This is a genomic window from Bacillus thuringiensis (assembly GCF_001455345.1).
GTDB lineage: Bacteria > Bacillota > Bacilli > Bacillales > Bacillaceae_G > Bacillus_A > Bacillus_A thuringiensis_N.
This window is the reverse complement of the sequence record NZ_CP013274.1, coordinates 3,821,035-3,835,904: the sequence shown is the minus strand read 5'-3', so window position 1 is coordinate 3,835,904 and position 14,870 is coordinate 3,821,035. Positions and strand designations below refer to the sequence as shown.

Genomic DNA, 14,870 nt, shown 5'->3' with positions numbered 1-14,870 from the left:
GCATATAAATTTCGGACACACTAATCGTACATTGCAGCTGGGAGGAATGTACACGTGAATGAAATGTATATGGAAATAAAAGAAGAATTGCAATTGATGAGAAAAGAATTGCAAGAGAGACTAGCTAAAGAGGTCATGCACAAATATGATACAGAGTTTAGCGAAGAGCTTGGATATGAAATTAAGGAAGAGATAAAGAAAAAACTGCTATTACATGATATAAAAGAGGATTTAAAAGATGTAGAACGTGCATTATTTAAAATGGAAATAGATATGTATGGTATTTGTGAAGAAACAGGGAGAGTAATTTCGGTAAAACAAATGAAAACGATGCCGACTGCCCGTACTATCCATGAATTTTTCTATGAAAAAGTAAATGTATGAATGTGCACAACGATATTATATTACCTTTTTTTAATTTATTTTATTCTTCTATAAAGGTTCATTGTGAAAAGGTTGCAGCTATGCTAAAATTTTGAGGTACACTGTCTTTGTGGGGGAAATGAAAATGATATATTATGTAATAGCGTTATTTGTCATTGTCATCGATCAAATATCGAAATGGCTAATTGTAAAGAACATGGAATTGGGTACGAGCATTCCGATTATCGATAATGTATTATACATAACATCACATCGAAATAGAGGAGCTGCCTGGGGGATTTTAGAAAATAAAATGTGGTTCTTCTACATTATTACAGTCATTTTTGTAGTATTTATCGTATTTTATATGAAAAAATATGCGAAAACAGACAAGCTTCTAGGAATTTCATTAGGTCTAATATTAGGCGGAGCAATTGGTAACTTTATTGATCGTGTATTTAGACAAGAAGTAGTGGATTTCATTCACGTGTATATTTTCTCGTACAACTATCCAGTATTTAATATAGCTGATTCAGCATTATGTATTGGTGTTGTATTAATTATTATTCAAACATTATTAGAAGGTAAGAAAGCGAAGGAGTAATTGAATGAGTGAAGTAGTACAAGTAACAGTTGCAGAAGAGCAAAAAAATGAGCGAATTGATAAATTCGTTGCAGAAATAAACAGTGAATGGTCACGTTCACAAGTACAGCAATGGATTAAAGATGATGTTGTAACAGTTAATGGGAAATCGGTAAAAGTAAATTATAAAGTTAAAGAGAATGATGAAATTACAGTAACGATTCCTGAGCCAGAAGCGTTAGATATTCAAGCAGAAGATATGAACTTAGAAATTTATTATGAAGATGCAGATGTACTTGTTGTAAATAAGCCACGTGGTATGGTTGTACATCCAGCACCAGGTCATACAAGTGGTACGCTTGTGAATGGTCTTATGCATCATTGTACAGATTTATCAGGTATTAACGGTGTAATGCGTCCTGGTATCGTGCATCGTATTGATAAGGATACATCTGGCCTATTAATGGTCGCTAAAAATGATATGGCACACGAATCACTTGTAAATCAACTTGTAGCAAAAACAGTAACAAGACGTTACAAAGCGATTGTACACGGTGTTATCCCGCATGATAAGGGAACGATTGATGCTCCGATTGGTCGCGATAAGAAAGAGCGTCAAAGTATGACAGTTGATGAAAACGGTAAGAACGCTGTTACTCACTTCCAAGTGTTAGAGCGTTTCAAAGACTTCACACTTGTAGAATGTCGCTTAGAAACAGGACGTACGCACCAAATTCGTGTTCATATGAAATATATTGGCTATCCACTTGCTGGAGATCCAAAGTATGGACCAAAGAAAACATTAGATATGAATGGACAAGCACTTCATGCAGGTATTTTAGGATTTGATCACCCTCGTACTGGTGAATATATTCAGTTTGAGGCACCGATTCCAGAAGTGTTTGAAGATGCATTAAATGTTTTACGAAAATAGTATTGACAAATCATAAGAAAACTGAGATACTGACAACAGTTAAATAATGATCCTTTAACACAGCCCCGTGAGGTTGAGAAGGTAACGGTTTGAAATGCTTAGGGTAGTTGTACCCTTTTTTCAAAAGTCCTCTCGCACACGCTGAGAGGACTTTTTTTATACCATTACTCTCACGCAAGAAAAAAAAGCTTGGAGGTGTAGAGCATGCAAGAGAAAGCTGTCGTTTTAGACGACCAAATGATTCGCCGCGCTTTAACACGAATTAGTCATGAAATCGTGGAACGAAATAAAGGTGTCGATAATTGTGTTCTTGTCGGAATTAAAACTCGTGGAATTTTTATTGCACAACGTTTGGCAGAACGAATTGGTCAAATTGAAGGAAAAGAAATGGAAGTTGGAGAGTTAGATATTACGTTATACCGTGATGACCTAACACTACAATCGAAAAATGAAGAACCACTTGTAAAAGGTTCTGATATCCCTGTAGATATTACGAAGAAAAAAGTTATCCTTGTGGATGATGTATTATATACAGGCAGAACAGTTCGAGCAGCAATGGATGCTCTTATGGATTTAGGTAGACCATCACAAATCCAACTAGCAGTTCTTGTTGATAGAGGTCATCGTGAACTACCAATTCGCGCTGATTATGTAGGAAAGAACATTCCAACATCAAGTGAAGAGCGTATCGAAGTTGATTTGCAAGAGACAGATCAACAAGATCGAGTAAGCATATACGATAAGTAAAGCCCTTTTAAATGTAGTCCTGTGAGGCTGCCAAAGGGTCTTGGCTTTCATATGTCAAATTTGGCATACGAAAGTGTAGGACTCTTTGTGCACAGGCACAAAGAGTTTTTTTATTGCAAAGAATCAAACTGAAGGAGGATGTAACAATGGAACAAAAGCCAGTGTTAGACGTTAATGAAGTACCGAAACCGGGAAAATGGTTATTTTTAAGTATACAACATTTGTTCGCGATGTTTGGATCAACAGTGCTTGTTCCGTTTTTAACAGGATTGAATCCGTCAGTAGCATTAATATCAAGTGGATTAGGAACGTTAGCGTTTCTTCTTATAACGAAAGGTCAAGTACCGGCCTACCTAGGATCATCATTCGCCTTTATCGCACCGATTATTACAGCGAAAACAGCAGGGGGACCTGGAGCGGCAATGCTCGGTGGTTTGCTAGCAGGACTTGTGTACATCTTAATCTCACTCGGAATTAAGAAATCAGGATCAGAGTGGATTATGAAATTACTTCCGCCAATCGTAGTTGGTCCAGTAGTAATGGTAATCGGTCTAGCTTTAGCACATACAGCAGTGAACATGGCGATGAACGGTGCGGATGGCAAATATAGCTTTACACACTTTTCAGTAGCATTAGTAACATTAGCAATTACAATTATATGCTCGATATTCGGAAGAGGATTTTTCAGTATCATACCAGTGTTACTTGGCATTATCGGTGGATATATCTTCGCTTACTTCCAAGGGCTAGTAGACTTAAAGCCGGTAGCTGAGGCGAAATGGTTTGTTGTACCAGATTTCACAGTACCATTTGTAACATACACACCAGAGTTTTCATGGAAGATTGTACTCTTGATGGTACCAGTTGCACTAGTAACAATTTCAGAACATATCGGACATCAAATTGTACTAGGAAATGTTATTAAAAGAGATCTAATTGAAAAACCAGGTTTACACCGTTCAATCTTCGGTGATGGGATAGCAACATTAATCGCATCACTAATCGGTGGGCCACCGAATACAACGTATGGTGAAAACATCGGTGTGCTAGCAATTACGAGAGCGTACAGTGTATACTTATTCATCGGTTCAGCAGTATTCGCAATCATGTTCGGATTTATCGGTAAGATTTCTGCACTAATTCATTCGATCCCAACACCAGTTATGGGTGGTGTATCAATCTTACTATTCGGTGTAATCGCATCAAGCGGATTACGCATGATGGTAGACGATAAAACAGATTTAAGTGATAAACGAAACTTAATGATTGCATCAGTAATACTAGTAATCGGTATTGGTGGAGCGGTACTTCACGTAGGAGAATCGTTCCAAGTAGAAGGAATGGCACTAGCAGCAATTGTAGGTGTGCTGTTAAATCTACTATTACCGGAAACAAAACAAATAAAACAATCTAAGCAGATTGCTTCATAATAATAACCTTTTAATTCAGTCCTGTGAGACCGGAAAGGGTGGCTTCTTTCTTGCACCCTAGTCTCACATGACTAGGGTATTTTTATGCAAAGATTGTTATGAAAATACAAAAGTGGTAACATAAAAACCAGAAAGATGAGGGATGACGATGAGCCATTTGTTAACGATGAGTGAATTATCGGAAGTAGAAATTTCAGAAATCCTAAAAGACGCAGAAGATTTTGCGAATGGGAAAGAGAGCAAAACGACAGAGCAAACTTTTGTTGCGAACTTGTTCTTTGAGAATAGTACGAGAACGAGATTTAGCTTTGAAGTTGCTGAGAAGAGATTAGGACTTGATGTTTTAAACTTTTCAGCTGATGCATCTAGCGTACAAAAAGGAGAAACTTTATACGATACGATAAGAACACTAGAATCAATCGGAACAAAAGCAGTGGTCATCCGCCACGAGCAAGATCGCTACTTCGATGAACTAAAAGATCAGGTGAATATTCCAATCTTAAACGCTGGAGATGGATGTGGAAACCACCCAACACAGTGCCTACTCGACCTTCTTACAATTAAACAAGAGTTTGGAAGATTTGAAGGTTTGAAGATTGCAATAGTAGGAGATGTTCGTCATAGCCGAGTAGCACGTTCTAATGCAGAAGCATTAACGAAGCTGGGTGCAACAATTTACTTTGCAAGCCCTGAAGAGTGGAAAGATGAAGACAACACATTTGGAACATACAAACCATTAGATGAACTTGTTCCAGAAGTGGATGTAATGATGTTACTTCGTGTACAACATGAGCGTCATGATCATTATGAAACAGACATTATGAAAGAGTATCATGAGAAACACGGATTAACAGTGGAAAGAGAAAAGCGTATGAAAGAAGGAAGCATTATTATGCATCCAGCTCCTGTAAACCGTGATGTTGAAATTGCAAGTGAACTTGTTGAGTGTGAGCGTTCACGCATATTTAAACAAATGGAAAATGGAGTTTACGTAAGAATGGCTGTACTAAAACGCGCCTTACCAAATGTATTAGGAGGAATGAAACATGAATTATTTGTTTAAAAATGGTCGTTATATGAATGAAGAAGGAAAAATCGTAGCAACGGATCTTCTCGTACAAGACGGTAAAATCGCTAAGGTAGCAGAAAATATTACGGCAGATAATGCTGAAGTAATCGATGTGAACGGAAAGTTAATCGCACCTGGATTAGTAGATGTACACGTACACCTTCGTGAACCAGGTGGTGAACATAAAGAAACAATTGAAACAGGTACACTAGCAGCGGCAAAAGGTGGATTCACTACAATTTGTGCAATGCCAAATACACGCCCAGTGCCAGATTGCAGAGAACATATGGAAGACTTGCAAAATCGTATTAAAGAAAAAGCGCATGTCAACGTACTACCATATGGAGCAATTACAGTACGTCAAGCGGGTTCTGAAATGACAGATTTCGAAACGTTAAAAGAACTTGGAGCATTTGCTTTCACAGATGACGGTGTAGGCGTACAAGATGCTAGCATGATGTTAGCTGCTATGAAGCGTGCAGCGAAATTAAATATGGCAGTAGTTGCGCACTGTGAAGAGAATACTCTTATTAATAAAGGTTGTGTACATGAAGGGAAGTTTTCTGAGAAACACGGATTAAACGGTATCCCATCAGTATGTGAATCTGTACATATTGCAAGGGATATACTGCTTGCTGAAGCGGCAGATTGTCACTATCACGTATGTCACGTAAGTACGAAAGGATCTGTACGTGTAATCCGTGATGCGAAACGCGCTGGAATTAAAGTAACAGCAGAGGTAACACCTCATCACTTAGTGTTATGTGAAGATGATATTCCATCAGCTGATCCTAACTTTAAAATGAACCCACCGCTTCGTGGAAAAGAAGACCACGCAGCACTAATTGAAGGTTTATTAGATGGAACGATCGATATGATCGCAACTGATCATGCACCGCATACAGCGGAAGAGAAAGCACAAGGAATTGAAAGAGCACCATTCGGAATTACTGGTTTTGAAACAGCATTCCCACTTCTATACACAAACCTTGTGAAAAAAGGAATCATTACACTAGAGCAGTTAATTCAATTCTTAACAGAAAAGCCAGCTGATACATTCGGCTTAGAAGCAGGTCGCCTGAAAGAAGGTAGAACAGCTGATATTACAATCATTGATTTAGAACAAGAAGAAGAGATTGACCCAACAACATTCTTATCAAAAGGAAAAAATACACCATTCGCAGGTTGGAAATGCCAAGGATGGCCGGTAATGACAATCGTTGGTGGTAAGATCGCATGGCAAAAGGAGAGTGCATTAGTATGAAAAGACAACTTATCTTAGAAGATGGAACAGTATTAATTGGAAAAGGTTTCGGAGGAGAAATTGAAAAGTCAGGTGAGGTTGTATTCACAACAGGAATGACTGGATATCAAGAAACATTATCTGATCCATCATATTGCGGTCAAATCGTAACATTCACGTACCCATTAATCGGAAACTACGGCATTAACCGTGACGATTTTGAATCGATTCACCCATCTGTAAATGGTTTAATCGTAAACGAAATTTGTGATCACCCATCAAACTTCCGTAATGAAATTTCGTTAAATGATTACTTAAAAGAAAGAAACATCCCAGGCTTAGCAGGAATTGATACAAGAAAATTAACGAGAAAAATTCGTCAATACGGTACATTACGCGGACGTCTATGTAACATGGATGCAGATGTAGAATACATCGTGAGCCAATTAAAAGCGACAGTATTTACAGATCACGTGAAACGCGTATCAACGAAAGATCCATACCCAAGCCCAGGCCGTGGACATCGTGTTGTACTTGTAGACTTCGGAATGAAACATGGTATTTTACGAGAATTAAATAAACGTGACTGTGATGTAATTGTAGTACCTTACAATACAACAGCGGAAGAGATTTTACGCCTTAGCCCAGATGGAATCATGTTAAGTAACGGGCCTGGAGATCCAAAAGATGTACCAGAAGCGATTGAAATGTTAAAAGACATTATCGGTAAAGTTCCTTTATTCGGAATTTGCTTAGGACATCAACTATTCGCTCTAGCATCTGGTGCGAATACAAGTAAGTTGAAATTTGGTCACCGTGGTTTAAACCATCCAGTAAAACATCTTGCAACTGGAAAAGTAGCAATTACATCTCAAAACCATGGTTATGCAGTAGAAGAAGAATCAGTTAAAAATACAGAACTTGAAATTACACATGTCGCTTTAAATGATGGAACAGTAGAAGGTCTTCGTCATACGAAGTTCCCGGCATTTACAGTACAGTATCATCCAGAAGCTTCAGCAGGACCAGAAGATGCAAATGATTTATTCGAAGATTTCTTAGAAATGATTGAAAACTTCAAGAAAGAAGGGGAAGAGTTATGCCAAAACGCCTAGACATTAACACAATTTTAGTAATCGGATCAGGACCAATTGTAATTGGGCAAGCAGCAGAGTTTGATTACTCTGGTACACAAGCTTGTCAATCTCTTAGAGAAGAAGGTTACAAAGTAATCCTTGTTAACTCTAACCCAGCAACAATTATGACAGATACTGCAACAGCAGATAAAGTATATATAGAACCATTAACACTAGAATTCGTAAGCCGTATCATTCGTAAAGAGCGTCCAGATGCAATCCTGCCAACATTAGGTGGTCAAACAGGTTTAAATATGGCTGTCGAACTTGCGAAATCAGGCATACTTGAAGAATGTGGAGTTGAAATTTTAGGAACAAAATTATCAGCAATTGAGCAAGCAGAAGATCGTGATTTATTCCGTACATTAATGCAGGAATTAAATGAACCAATTCCATCTAGTACCATTATTCATACGCTAGAAGAAGCACATGAATTTGTAAAAGAAATTGGTTATCCAGTTATTGTTCGCCCAGCATTTACAATGGGGGGAACAGGCGGCGGAATCTGTAGTAATGAAGAAGAACTAATTGAAATCGTATCAGGTGGATTAAAACATAGTCCAGTAACACAATGTTTATTAGAAAAGAGCATTGCTGGTTGTAAGGAAATTGAATATGAAGTAATGCGTGATTCGAATGATAACGCGATTGTAGTATGTAACATGGAAAATATCGATCCAGTTGGGGTTCATACAGGTGATTCTATCGTTGTAGCACCGAGCCAAACATTAAGTGACCGCGAATATCAAATGTTACGAAACACTTCATTACGAATTATTCGTGCATTAGGAATTGAAGGTGGATGTAATGTTCAGCTTGCACTTGATCCACATAGTTTCCAATACTATGTAATCGAAGTAAACCCGCGTGTAAGTCGTTCATCTGCACTAGCATCTAAAGCAACTGGATATCCAATTGCGAAGTTAGCGGCAAAAATTGCAGTCGGTTTAACATTAGATGAAATTATAAACCCAGTTACACAAAAAACATACGCTTGTTTCGAACCAGCATTAGACTATGTTGTTTCAAAAATTCCACGCTGGCCATTTGATAAGTTTGAATCAGCAAACAGAACGCTTGGAACGCAGATGAAAGCAACTGGTGAAGTTATGTCAATCGGACGTAACTTAGAGCAATCATTATTAAAAGCGGTTCGTTCTTTAGAGCTTGGCATTTATCACTTAGAATTAGACCACTTAAAAGAACTTGATAAAGAGACAATGAAAAAACGCATTATTAAAGCAGACGATGAGCGACTGTTTATTGTAGCAGAAGCAATTCGTCAAGGTGTAACGAAAGAAGAAATTAACGAATGGTGCGAAATGGACTTCTTCTTCTTACAAAAAGTTGAAAACATCGTAAATATGGAACGTGAAGTGAAAGCGAATGTAGGAAATATGGAAGTACTACAAACGGCGAAAGAAATGGGCTTCAGCGATCACTACATTGCAGCATCTTGGAACAAAACAGAGCGTGAAATTTACGATATGCGTAAAGAAAGCAATATAACTCCTGTTTATAAAATGGTAGATACTTGTGCGGCAGAGTTTGAATCTGCAACACCATACTACTACAGCACATATGGTGACGAGAATGAATCGGTTAGAACAGATCGTAAGAGTGTTGTTGTACTAGGGTCTGGCCCAATCCGTATCGGTCAAGGGGTTGAGTTTGACTACGCAACAGTTCACTCTGTATGGGCAATTAAAGAAGCTGGCTATGAGGCAATCATTGTTAATAACAATCCAGAAACAGTTTCAACAGACTTCAGTATTTCTGATAAATTATACTTTGAACCATTAACAATCGAAGATGTAATGCACATTATCGATTTAGAAAAGCCAGAAGGTGTTATCGTCCAATTCGGTGGACAAACAGCAATTAACTTAGCTGCTAAATTAGAGGCTCATGGTGTGAAAATCTTAGGAACATCACTTGAAGATTTAGACCGTGCAGAAGATCGTGATAAGTTTGAGGCAGCTCTAACACAGCTTGGTATCCCGCAACCAGTTGGTAAAACGGCAACGACTGTAGAGCAAGCGGTAGCAATCGCTGACAAAATTGGTTACCCAGTATTAGTAAGACCATCTTACGTACTAGGTGGACGTGCGATGGAAATCGTATATCGTCAAGAAGAACTACTGCACTACATGAAAAATGCAGTTAAAGTTCACGCTGATCACCCAGTATTAATCGACCGATACATGGTTGGTAAAGAAATTGAAGTAGATGCAATTTCAGACGGTGAGAATGTATTCATTCCAGGTATTATGGAGCATATTGAACGCGCTGGAGTTCACTCTGGTGACTCAATTGGAGTATATCCACCACAAAGCTTATCTGAAAAATTAAAAGAACAAATTATTGAACATACAATTGCACTTGGAAAAGGATTAAACATTGTTGGATTACTAAATATCCAGTTTGTAGTATTCAAAGATCAAGTGTACGTAATTGAAGTAAATCCACGTGCGAGCCGTACAGTACCATTCTTAAGTAAAATTACAGGTGTACCAATGGCAAACGTTGCAACGAAAGTTATTTTAGGGCAAGACCTAGTAGAGCAAGGATACGGAACGGGCTATCACCCAGAAGAGAAAGAAGTCTATGTAAAAGCTCCGGTATTCTCATTCGCGAAACTACGCTCAGTTGATACAACATTAGGACCTGAAATGAAATCAACAGGGGAAGTAATGGGTAAAGATTTAACGCTTGAAAAAGCATTATACAAAGGGTTAGTTGCTTCTGGAATTAACATCCCAACACACGGATCAGTAATCATTACTGTAGCGGATAAAGATAAAGAAGAGGCGATGGAGATTGCAAAACGTTTCCATGAAATCGGCTATAACTTATTAGCAACAGCTGGGACAGCACAATCATTAGAAGAGCAAAATATCCCAGTACAAGTTGTAAACAAAATTGATTCTGAAGACTACAACTTACTAGATATTATCCGTCAAGGAAAAGCACAGTTTGTAATCAATACATTAACAAAAGGCAAACAACCAGCGCGTGATGGTTTCCGCATTCGCCGTGAATCAGTAGAAAATGGTGTAGCTTGCTTAACATCACTTGATACAACGAGAGCAATCTTACGAGTATTAGAATCTATGACATTCTCAGCTCATTCAATGAAAGAAATTACGCAAACAAAGCGTCACGAGGTGGTACATGCATGATGCAAAAGCAAAATATGATCGTCGTTAATCAAAAAGAAATCGCAAAAAACATTTACGAATTAGTGCTTCAAGGAACTTTAGTACAGCAAATGAACGAACCAGGGCAGTTTGTGCACATTAAGGTAGCAGAGGGCATTGCGCCCCTTCTGCGCCGCCCGATTAGTATTTGTAATGTAGATCAAGAGAAGAACGAATTTACAATGCTATATCGTGCAGAAGGACAAGGGACAAAAACATTAGCAACTAGAAAACAAGGTGAAATGGTAGACGTACTAGGACCACTAGGACACGGTTTTCCTGTAGAAGAAGCAGAAGCTGGTCAAACAGCTTTACTAGTAGGCGGGGGAATTGGTGTACCACCACTTTATGAATTGTCACAGCGCCTCGTTGCAAAAGGTGTACGCGTAATTCACATCTTAGGTTTTCAAACGAAAGATGTTGTTTTCTATGAAGAAAAATTTGCAGAACTTGGTGATACGTACGTTGCGACAGTAGACGGTACACACGGTACAAAAGGATTTGTCACAGATGTAATTGATAACTACGGAATTGACTTTGATATTCTTTATTCATGTGGTCCGTTAGCGATGCTTCGTGCATTAGAAGGACGTTACAAAGAGAAAAAAGCCTATATTTCATTAGAAGAACGTATGGGTTGTGGTATTGGAGCTTGTTTCGCATGTGTATGCCACTTACAAGAAGATCCAAGTGGACATTCTTACAAGAAGGTGTGTAGCGACGGACCAGTATTTCCAATCGGGGAGGTTGTACTATGAACAGATTGCAAGTTGAATTACCAGGATTATCATTAAAAAATCCAATTATACCGGCATCTGGATGCTTTGGATTTGGTCGTGAATATGCACAGTTTTACGATTTAAGTGTACTAGGATCAATCATGATTAAAGCGACGACAGAACAACCACGCTATGGAAATCCGACGCCTCGTGTTGCTGAAACACCGGGCGGCATGTTAAATGCAATCGGACTTCAAAACCCAGGATTAGAAAAAGTAATGAATTCTGAATTACCTTTTCTCGAACAATTTGATCTTCCAATCATTGCGAACGTTGCAGGCTCACAAGCTGAGGATTACGTAGCGGTTGCAAAGGAAATTTCTAAAGCGCCTAATGTCCATGCGCTAGAATTAAACATTTCTTGTCCGAACGTAAAAACAGGTGGTATTGCCTTTGGTACAAATCCTGAAATTGCTGCTGATTTAACGAAGCGAGTAAAAGAGGTTTCTGAAGTACCTGTATATGTAAAGTTGTCACCGAACGTGGCAAACATTGTGGAAATTGCAAAAGCAATTGAAAATGCAGGTGCAGACGGTTTAACGATGATTAATACATTGCTTGGTATGCGTCTAGATTTAAAAACAGCTAAACCAATTTTAGCAAACCGTACAGGCGGATTATCAGGTCCTGCGATTAAGCCAGTAGCAATTCGTATGGTACATGAAGTAAGCCAAGCGGTTAACATTCCAATTATCGGAATGGGTGGTATTGAAACAGCGGAAGATGTAATTGAATTCTTCTACGCTGGCGCAAGCGCAGTTGCAGTAGGTACAGCGAACTTTATCGATCCGTTCGTATGTCCGACAATTATTGAAGAGCTACCAGCATTACTAGATGAATTAGGATTTGATCACATTTCGGAATGTCAAGGAAGGAGCTGGAAGCAAACATGTCACAGTCGTTAATCGTTGCACTAGATTTTCCAGGGAAACAAGATGTAGAACAATTCTTGCGCCACTTTGAAGGGGAAGAGTTATTTGTCAAAGTTGGTATGGAGTTATTTTACAAAGAAGGCCCTGCAATTATTACGTACTTAAAAGAAAAAGGGCATAAGATTTTTCTAGACTTAAAACTTCATGATATTCCGAATACAGTAAAAAGCGCTATGCGTAGCCTAGCTAGTCTAGATGTTGATATGGTAAATGTTCATGCTGCTGGGGGAAGTAGTATGATGAAAGCTGCGATTGAGGGATTAGAGGAAGGTAAGCAAGAAGGAAAAGAGAGACCGATTTGTATTGCAGTTACACAACTAACAAGCACTTCGGAAGCTATGATGAAAAAAGAGATCGGCATTGAGAAAACGTTAGAAGAAGCGGTTGCTCATTATGCAAAATTAACGAAAGAAAGTGGACTGGATGGCGTTGTTTGCTCAACGCTTGAAGTTCCAAAATTACGTGAAGTATGCGGAAATGAATTTGTAACAGTAACACCGGGGATTCGTCTTGCAAGCGATGATGTAAATGACCAGGTGCGCGTAGCAACACCGAAACGTGCGAGGGAACTTGGCTCAAGCTACATCGTAGTTGGACGTAGTATTACAAAAGCAGAAAATCCGCTTGAAGCGTATAAAACAGTAAAACAACAGTGGGAAGGTGTAACAGTATGAAAAAAGAAATCGCATCGCATTTATTAGAAATTGGAGCAGTATTTTTACAACCGAATGATCCATTCATATGGTCTTCAGGTATGAAATCACCAATTTATTGTGATAACCGTTTAACTTTATCTTATCCAAAAGTACGTCAAGCGATTGCAGCTGGATTAGAAGAGTTAATTAAAGAGCACTTTCCAACTGTAGAAGTTATTGCAGGAACAGCAACTGCTGGTATTGCGCACGCTGCATGGGTAAGCGATCGTATGGATTTACCAATGTGCTACGTACGTAGTAAAGCAAAGGGTCACGGTAAAGGGAACCAAATCGAAGGAAAAGCTGAAAAAGGTCAAAAAGTAGTGGTAGTAGAAGACTTAATTTCAACTGGCGGTAGTGCAATTACATGTGTAGAAGCACTTCGTGAAGCTGGCTGTGAAGTATTAGGAATCGTATCAATCTTCACATATGAGTTAGAAGCAGGAAAAGAAAAACTAGAAGCAGCTAACGTAGCATCATACTCTTTAAGCGACTACAGTGCATTAACTGAAGTAGCAGCAGAAAAAGGTATGATCGGACAAGCTGAAACGAAAAAATTACAAGAGTGGCGTAAAAATCCAGCAAACGAAGCTTGGATCACAGCGTAACACCAAAAAAGACGACCGCGGGGGAACGCGGTCGTCTTTTTATATCATTGTTATAATTTCATGTAACGAACAGATAGTAGGAACATCACATTTGAGTGGCAAGTTACCCCGATTTAACCATAGCCCTTGCATTCCAGCTACTGTACTACTAATGGCATCTATTTCTAATCGATCACCAATATAATAGCAATCTTTCATTTCAAGATTCAATTGTAATACAGTTCTTTGAAAAATTTCAGGGTCTGGTTTCGATACACCAATTTCACTAGAAGTAGATATGTATTGGAAATATTGTAGAATGTTTAGAGCAGTTAATTTTTCGACTTGCTGTTCATAGTCACCATTACTAATAATACCTAATGAGTGCCCTTCTTGCTTTAAGGTCTGTAATGTATAGTGTACATCTTCAAACGCGGCCCAGTTGTTCTTATATAGTTCTATATATTGATTGAATCTGTGCTGAGATTCTTCGGGTGATAAGTTTATTCCATATGTTTTAAATAAATGGTACATTCGCATCCCTTGTTGTTCTTGAAAAGATAATTCCTTGGATAAAAATTTGTTGAAATACTTCTCGGATAATTCATGCCATAGATTCATAGACTCTGATTCGTTTCCTGAAAAAATATCATTATACTTTTGGAAGAAATGTGAGATGCCGTTATTCTCAGCAGTGTCGTAATCAAGTAAAGTTCCATCAATATCAAAGAAAATCATATGACAATCTCCCTGCTAACAACTATTTAGCTTTTTCCACAACCTCATACCCTTTCACAAACAATAGCGTCATATAAGAAACAATAAATGAGAAGATGCTGTACATGCCAACCCAAAAGAAAAATTTTGGAGTGAAGGCGATAACACCTATTATTAAAAAAGTAGCAAACGTTACAATCGGCATTACGTAATACGTTTTCGTTCTACGTGTTCCAATAACAGAAACGATAAAGATAAGTAATGGACAAATTAATAAGACGAAAATCAATTCATTCATAGGTATGTCCCCTTTTCTAATTGCAGTAATCTGTTTCTCGTAAACGCTTTGAAATAATTACTCTCCTAATATAATTTCGCTAAGTAAGAACGAATCCCTCTTGAAAACGAGTAATTCATGATGAATTTTACAAGCAAAAAACGTAAGCAAGAAAACA

General features: G+C 38.3%; 15 protein-coding genes. 13 read left to right on the top strand and 2 right to left on the bottom strand.

Annotated elements, in window-relative coordinates:
• Positions 1–54 precede the first annotated feature (54 nt).
• From ATN06_RS19805 to pyrE, 13 genes are all read left to right on the top strand, one after another.
• Positions 55–384, top strand: coding sequence for a TraR/DksA C4-type zinc finger protein (locus ATN06_RS19805; RefSeq protein WP_001004659.1), 330 nt, complete (start codon positions 55–57; stop codon positions 382–384).
• 124 nt (positions 385–508) lie between these two features.
• Positions 509–967, top strand: a complete 459-nt coding sequence (lspA, locus tag ATN06_RS19800; protein ID WP_060632026.1) for a lipoprotein signal peptidase LspA — start codon at positions 509–511, stop codon at positions 965–967.
• A 4-nt stretch (positions 968–971) separates the two neighbouring features.
• The gene (locus ATN06_RS19795) at positions 972–1,880 is read left to right on the top strand and encodes an RluA family pseudouridine synthase (protein ID WP_060632025.1); all 909 of its coding nucleotides are present in this window, start codon (positions 972–974) and stop codon (positions 1,878–1,880) included.
• Positions 1,881–2,084: 204 nt separating this feature from the next.
• Positions 2,085–2,627: a bifunctional pyrimidine operon transcriptional regulator/uracil phosphoribosyltransferase gene (gene pyrR, locus ATN06_RS19790; RefSeq protein ID WP_001156490.1), complete on the top strand. Its 543-nt coding sequence runs from the start codon at positions 2,085–2,087 to the stop codon at positions 2,625–2,627.
• 146 nt (positions 2,628–2,773) lie between these two features.
• Positions 2,774–4,057, top strand: a complete 1,284-nt coding sequence (gene uraA / locus ATN06_RS19785; RefSeq protein WP_025148300.1) for a uracil permease — start codon at positions 2,774–2,776, stop codon at positions 4,055–4,057.
• A gap of 148 nt (positions 4,058–4,205) precedes the next feature.
• Positions 4,206–5,120 (top strand): aspartate carbamoyltransferase, encoded by a 915-nt coding sequence (pyrB, locus tag ATN06_RS19780; protein WP_000018849.1) that lies wholly within the window; start codon positions 4,206–4,208, stop codon positions 5,118–5,120.
• Entirely contained in the window at positions 5,104–6,390 is a 1,287-nt protein-coding gene (gene pyrC / locus ATN06_RS19775) for a dihydroorotase (protein ID WP_001108374.1), read from the top strand. Before pyrB ends, pyrC begins: the two co-directional genes overlap by 17 nt.
• Positions 6,387–7,484 carry a carbamoyl phosphate synthase small subunit gene (locus tag ATN06_RS19770; RefSeq protein WP_000828669.1) on the top strand — a complete coding sequence of 366 codons (1,098 nt, stop codon included), beginning with the start codon at positions 6,387–6,389 and terminating at the stop codon, positions 7,482–7,484. The genes pyrC and ATN06_RS19770 overlap by 4 nt, the downstream gene beginning before the upstream one ends.
• A complete protein-coding gene (gene carB, locus ATN06_RS19765) occupies positions 7,469–10,687 on the top strand; it encodes a carbamoyl-phosphate synthase large subunit (RefSeq protein WP_060632024.1) in 3,219 nt (1,072 codons plus the stop codon). The genes ATN06_RS19770 and carB overlap by 16 nt, the downstream gene beginning before the upstream one ends.
• Positions 10,684–11,463, top strand: a complete 780-nt coding sequence (gene pyrK, locus ATN06_RS19760; protein ID WP_000983359.1) for a dihydroorotate oxidase B electron transfer subunit — start codon at positions 10,684–10,686, stop codon at positions 11,461–11,463. The genes carB and pyrK overlap by 4 nt, the downstream gene beginning before the upstream one ends.
• Complete coding sequence (gene pyrD, locus ATN06_RS19755; RefSeq protein WP_001081053.1) at positions 11,460–12,389, top strand: dihydroorotate oxidase B catalytic subunit; 930 nt, start codon at positions 11,460–11,462, stop codon at positions 12,387–12,389. The genes pyrK and pyrD overlap by 4 nt, the downstream gene beginning before the upstream one ends.
• Entirely contained in the window at positions 12,374–13,090 is a 717-nt protein-coding gene (gene pyrF / locus ATN06_RS19750) for an orotidine-5'-phosphate decarboxylase (protein WP_000083496.1), read from the top strand. Before pyrD ends, pyrF begins: the two co-directional genes overlap by 16 nt.
• Positions 13,087–13,719, top strand: a complete 633-nt coding sequence (gene pyrE, locus ATN06_RS19745) for an orotate phosphoribosyltransferase (RefSeq protein WP_060632023.1) — start codon at positions 13,087–13,089, stop codon at positions 13,717–13,719. Before pyrF ends, pyrE begins: the two co-directional genes overlap by 4 nt.
• Before the next feature lie 39 nt (positions 13,720–13,758).
• Here pyrE and ATN06_RS19740 read toward each other — a convergent pair whose 3' ends face one another.
• Together ATN06_RS19740 and ATN06_RS19735 are read right to left on the bottom strand one after the other, a co-directional pair.
• Entirely contained in the window at positions 13,759–14,436 is a 678-nt protein-coding gene (locus tag ATN06_RS19740) for an HAD family hydrolase (protein WP_060632022.1), read from the bottom strand.
• A gap of 22 nt (positions 14,437–14,458) precedes the next feature.
• Positions 14,459–14,713: a YbeF family protein gene (locus tag ATN06_RS19735; RefSeq protein ID WP_060632021.1), complete on the bottom strand. Its 255-nt coding sequence runs from the start codon at positions 14,711–14,713 to the stop codon at positions 14,459–14,461.
• Between the last annotated feature and the right edge of the window lie 157 nt (positions 14,714–14,870).

Coding starts and splice junctions, on each gene's coding strand:
- lspA (WP_060632026.1), top strand. CDS start 509: ATGATATATTATGTAATAGCGTTATTTGTCATTGTCATCGATCAAATA.
- ATN06_RS19795 (WP_060632025.1), top strand. CDS start 972: ATGAGTGAAGTAGTACAAGTAACAGTTGCAGAAGAGCAAAAAAATGAG.
- pyrR (WP_001156490.1), top strand. CDS start 2,085: ATGCAAGAGAAAGCTGTCGTTTTAGACGACCAAATGATTCGCCGCGCT.
- uraA (WP_025148300.1), top strand. CDS start 2,774: ATGGAACAAAAGCCAGTGTTAGACGTTAATGAAGTACCGAAACCGGGA.
- pyrB (WP_000018849.1), top strand. CDS start 4,206: ATGAGCCATTTGTTAACGATGAGTGAATTATCGGAAGTAGAAATTTCA.
- pyrC (WP_001108374.1), top strand. CDS start 5,104: ATGAATTATTTGTTTAAAAATGGTCGTTATATGAATGAAGAAGGAAAA.
- ATN06_RS19770 (WP_000828669.1), top strand. CDS start 6,387: ATGAAAAGACAACTTATCTTAGAAGATGGAACAGTATTAATTGGAAAA.
- carB (WP_060632024.1), top strand. CDS start 7,469: ATGCCAAAACGCCTAGACATTAACACAATTTTAGTAATCGGATCAGGA.
- pyrK (WP_000983359.1), top strand. CDS start 10,684: ATGATGCAAAAGCAAAATATGATCGTCGTTAATCAAAAAGAAATCGCA.
- pyrD (WP_001081053.1), top strand. CDS start 11,460: ATGAACAGATTGCAAGTTGAATTACCAGGATTATCATTAAAAAATCCA.
- pyrF (WP_000083496.1), top strand. CDS start 12,374: ATGTCACAGTCGTTAATCGTTGCACTAGATTTTCCAGGGAAACAAGAT.
- pyrE (WP_060632023.1), top strand. CDS start 13,087: ATGAAAAAAGAAATCGCATCGCATTTATTAGAAATTGGAGCAGTATTT.
- ATN06_RS19740 (WP_060632022.1), bottom strand. CDS start 14,436: ATGATTTTCTTTGATATTGATGGAACTTTACTTGATTACGACACTGCT.
- ATN06_RS19735 (WP_060632021.1), bottom strand. CDS start 14,713: ATGAATGAATTGATTTTCGTCTTATTAATTTGTCCATTACTTATCTTT.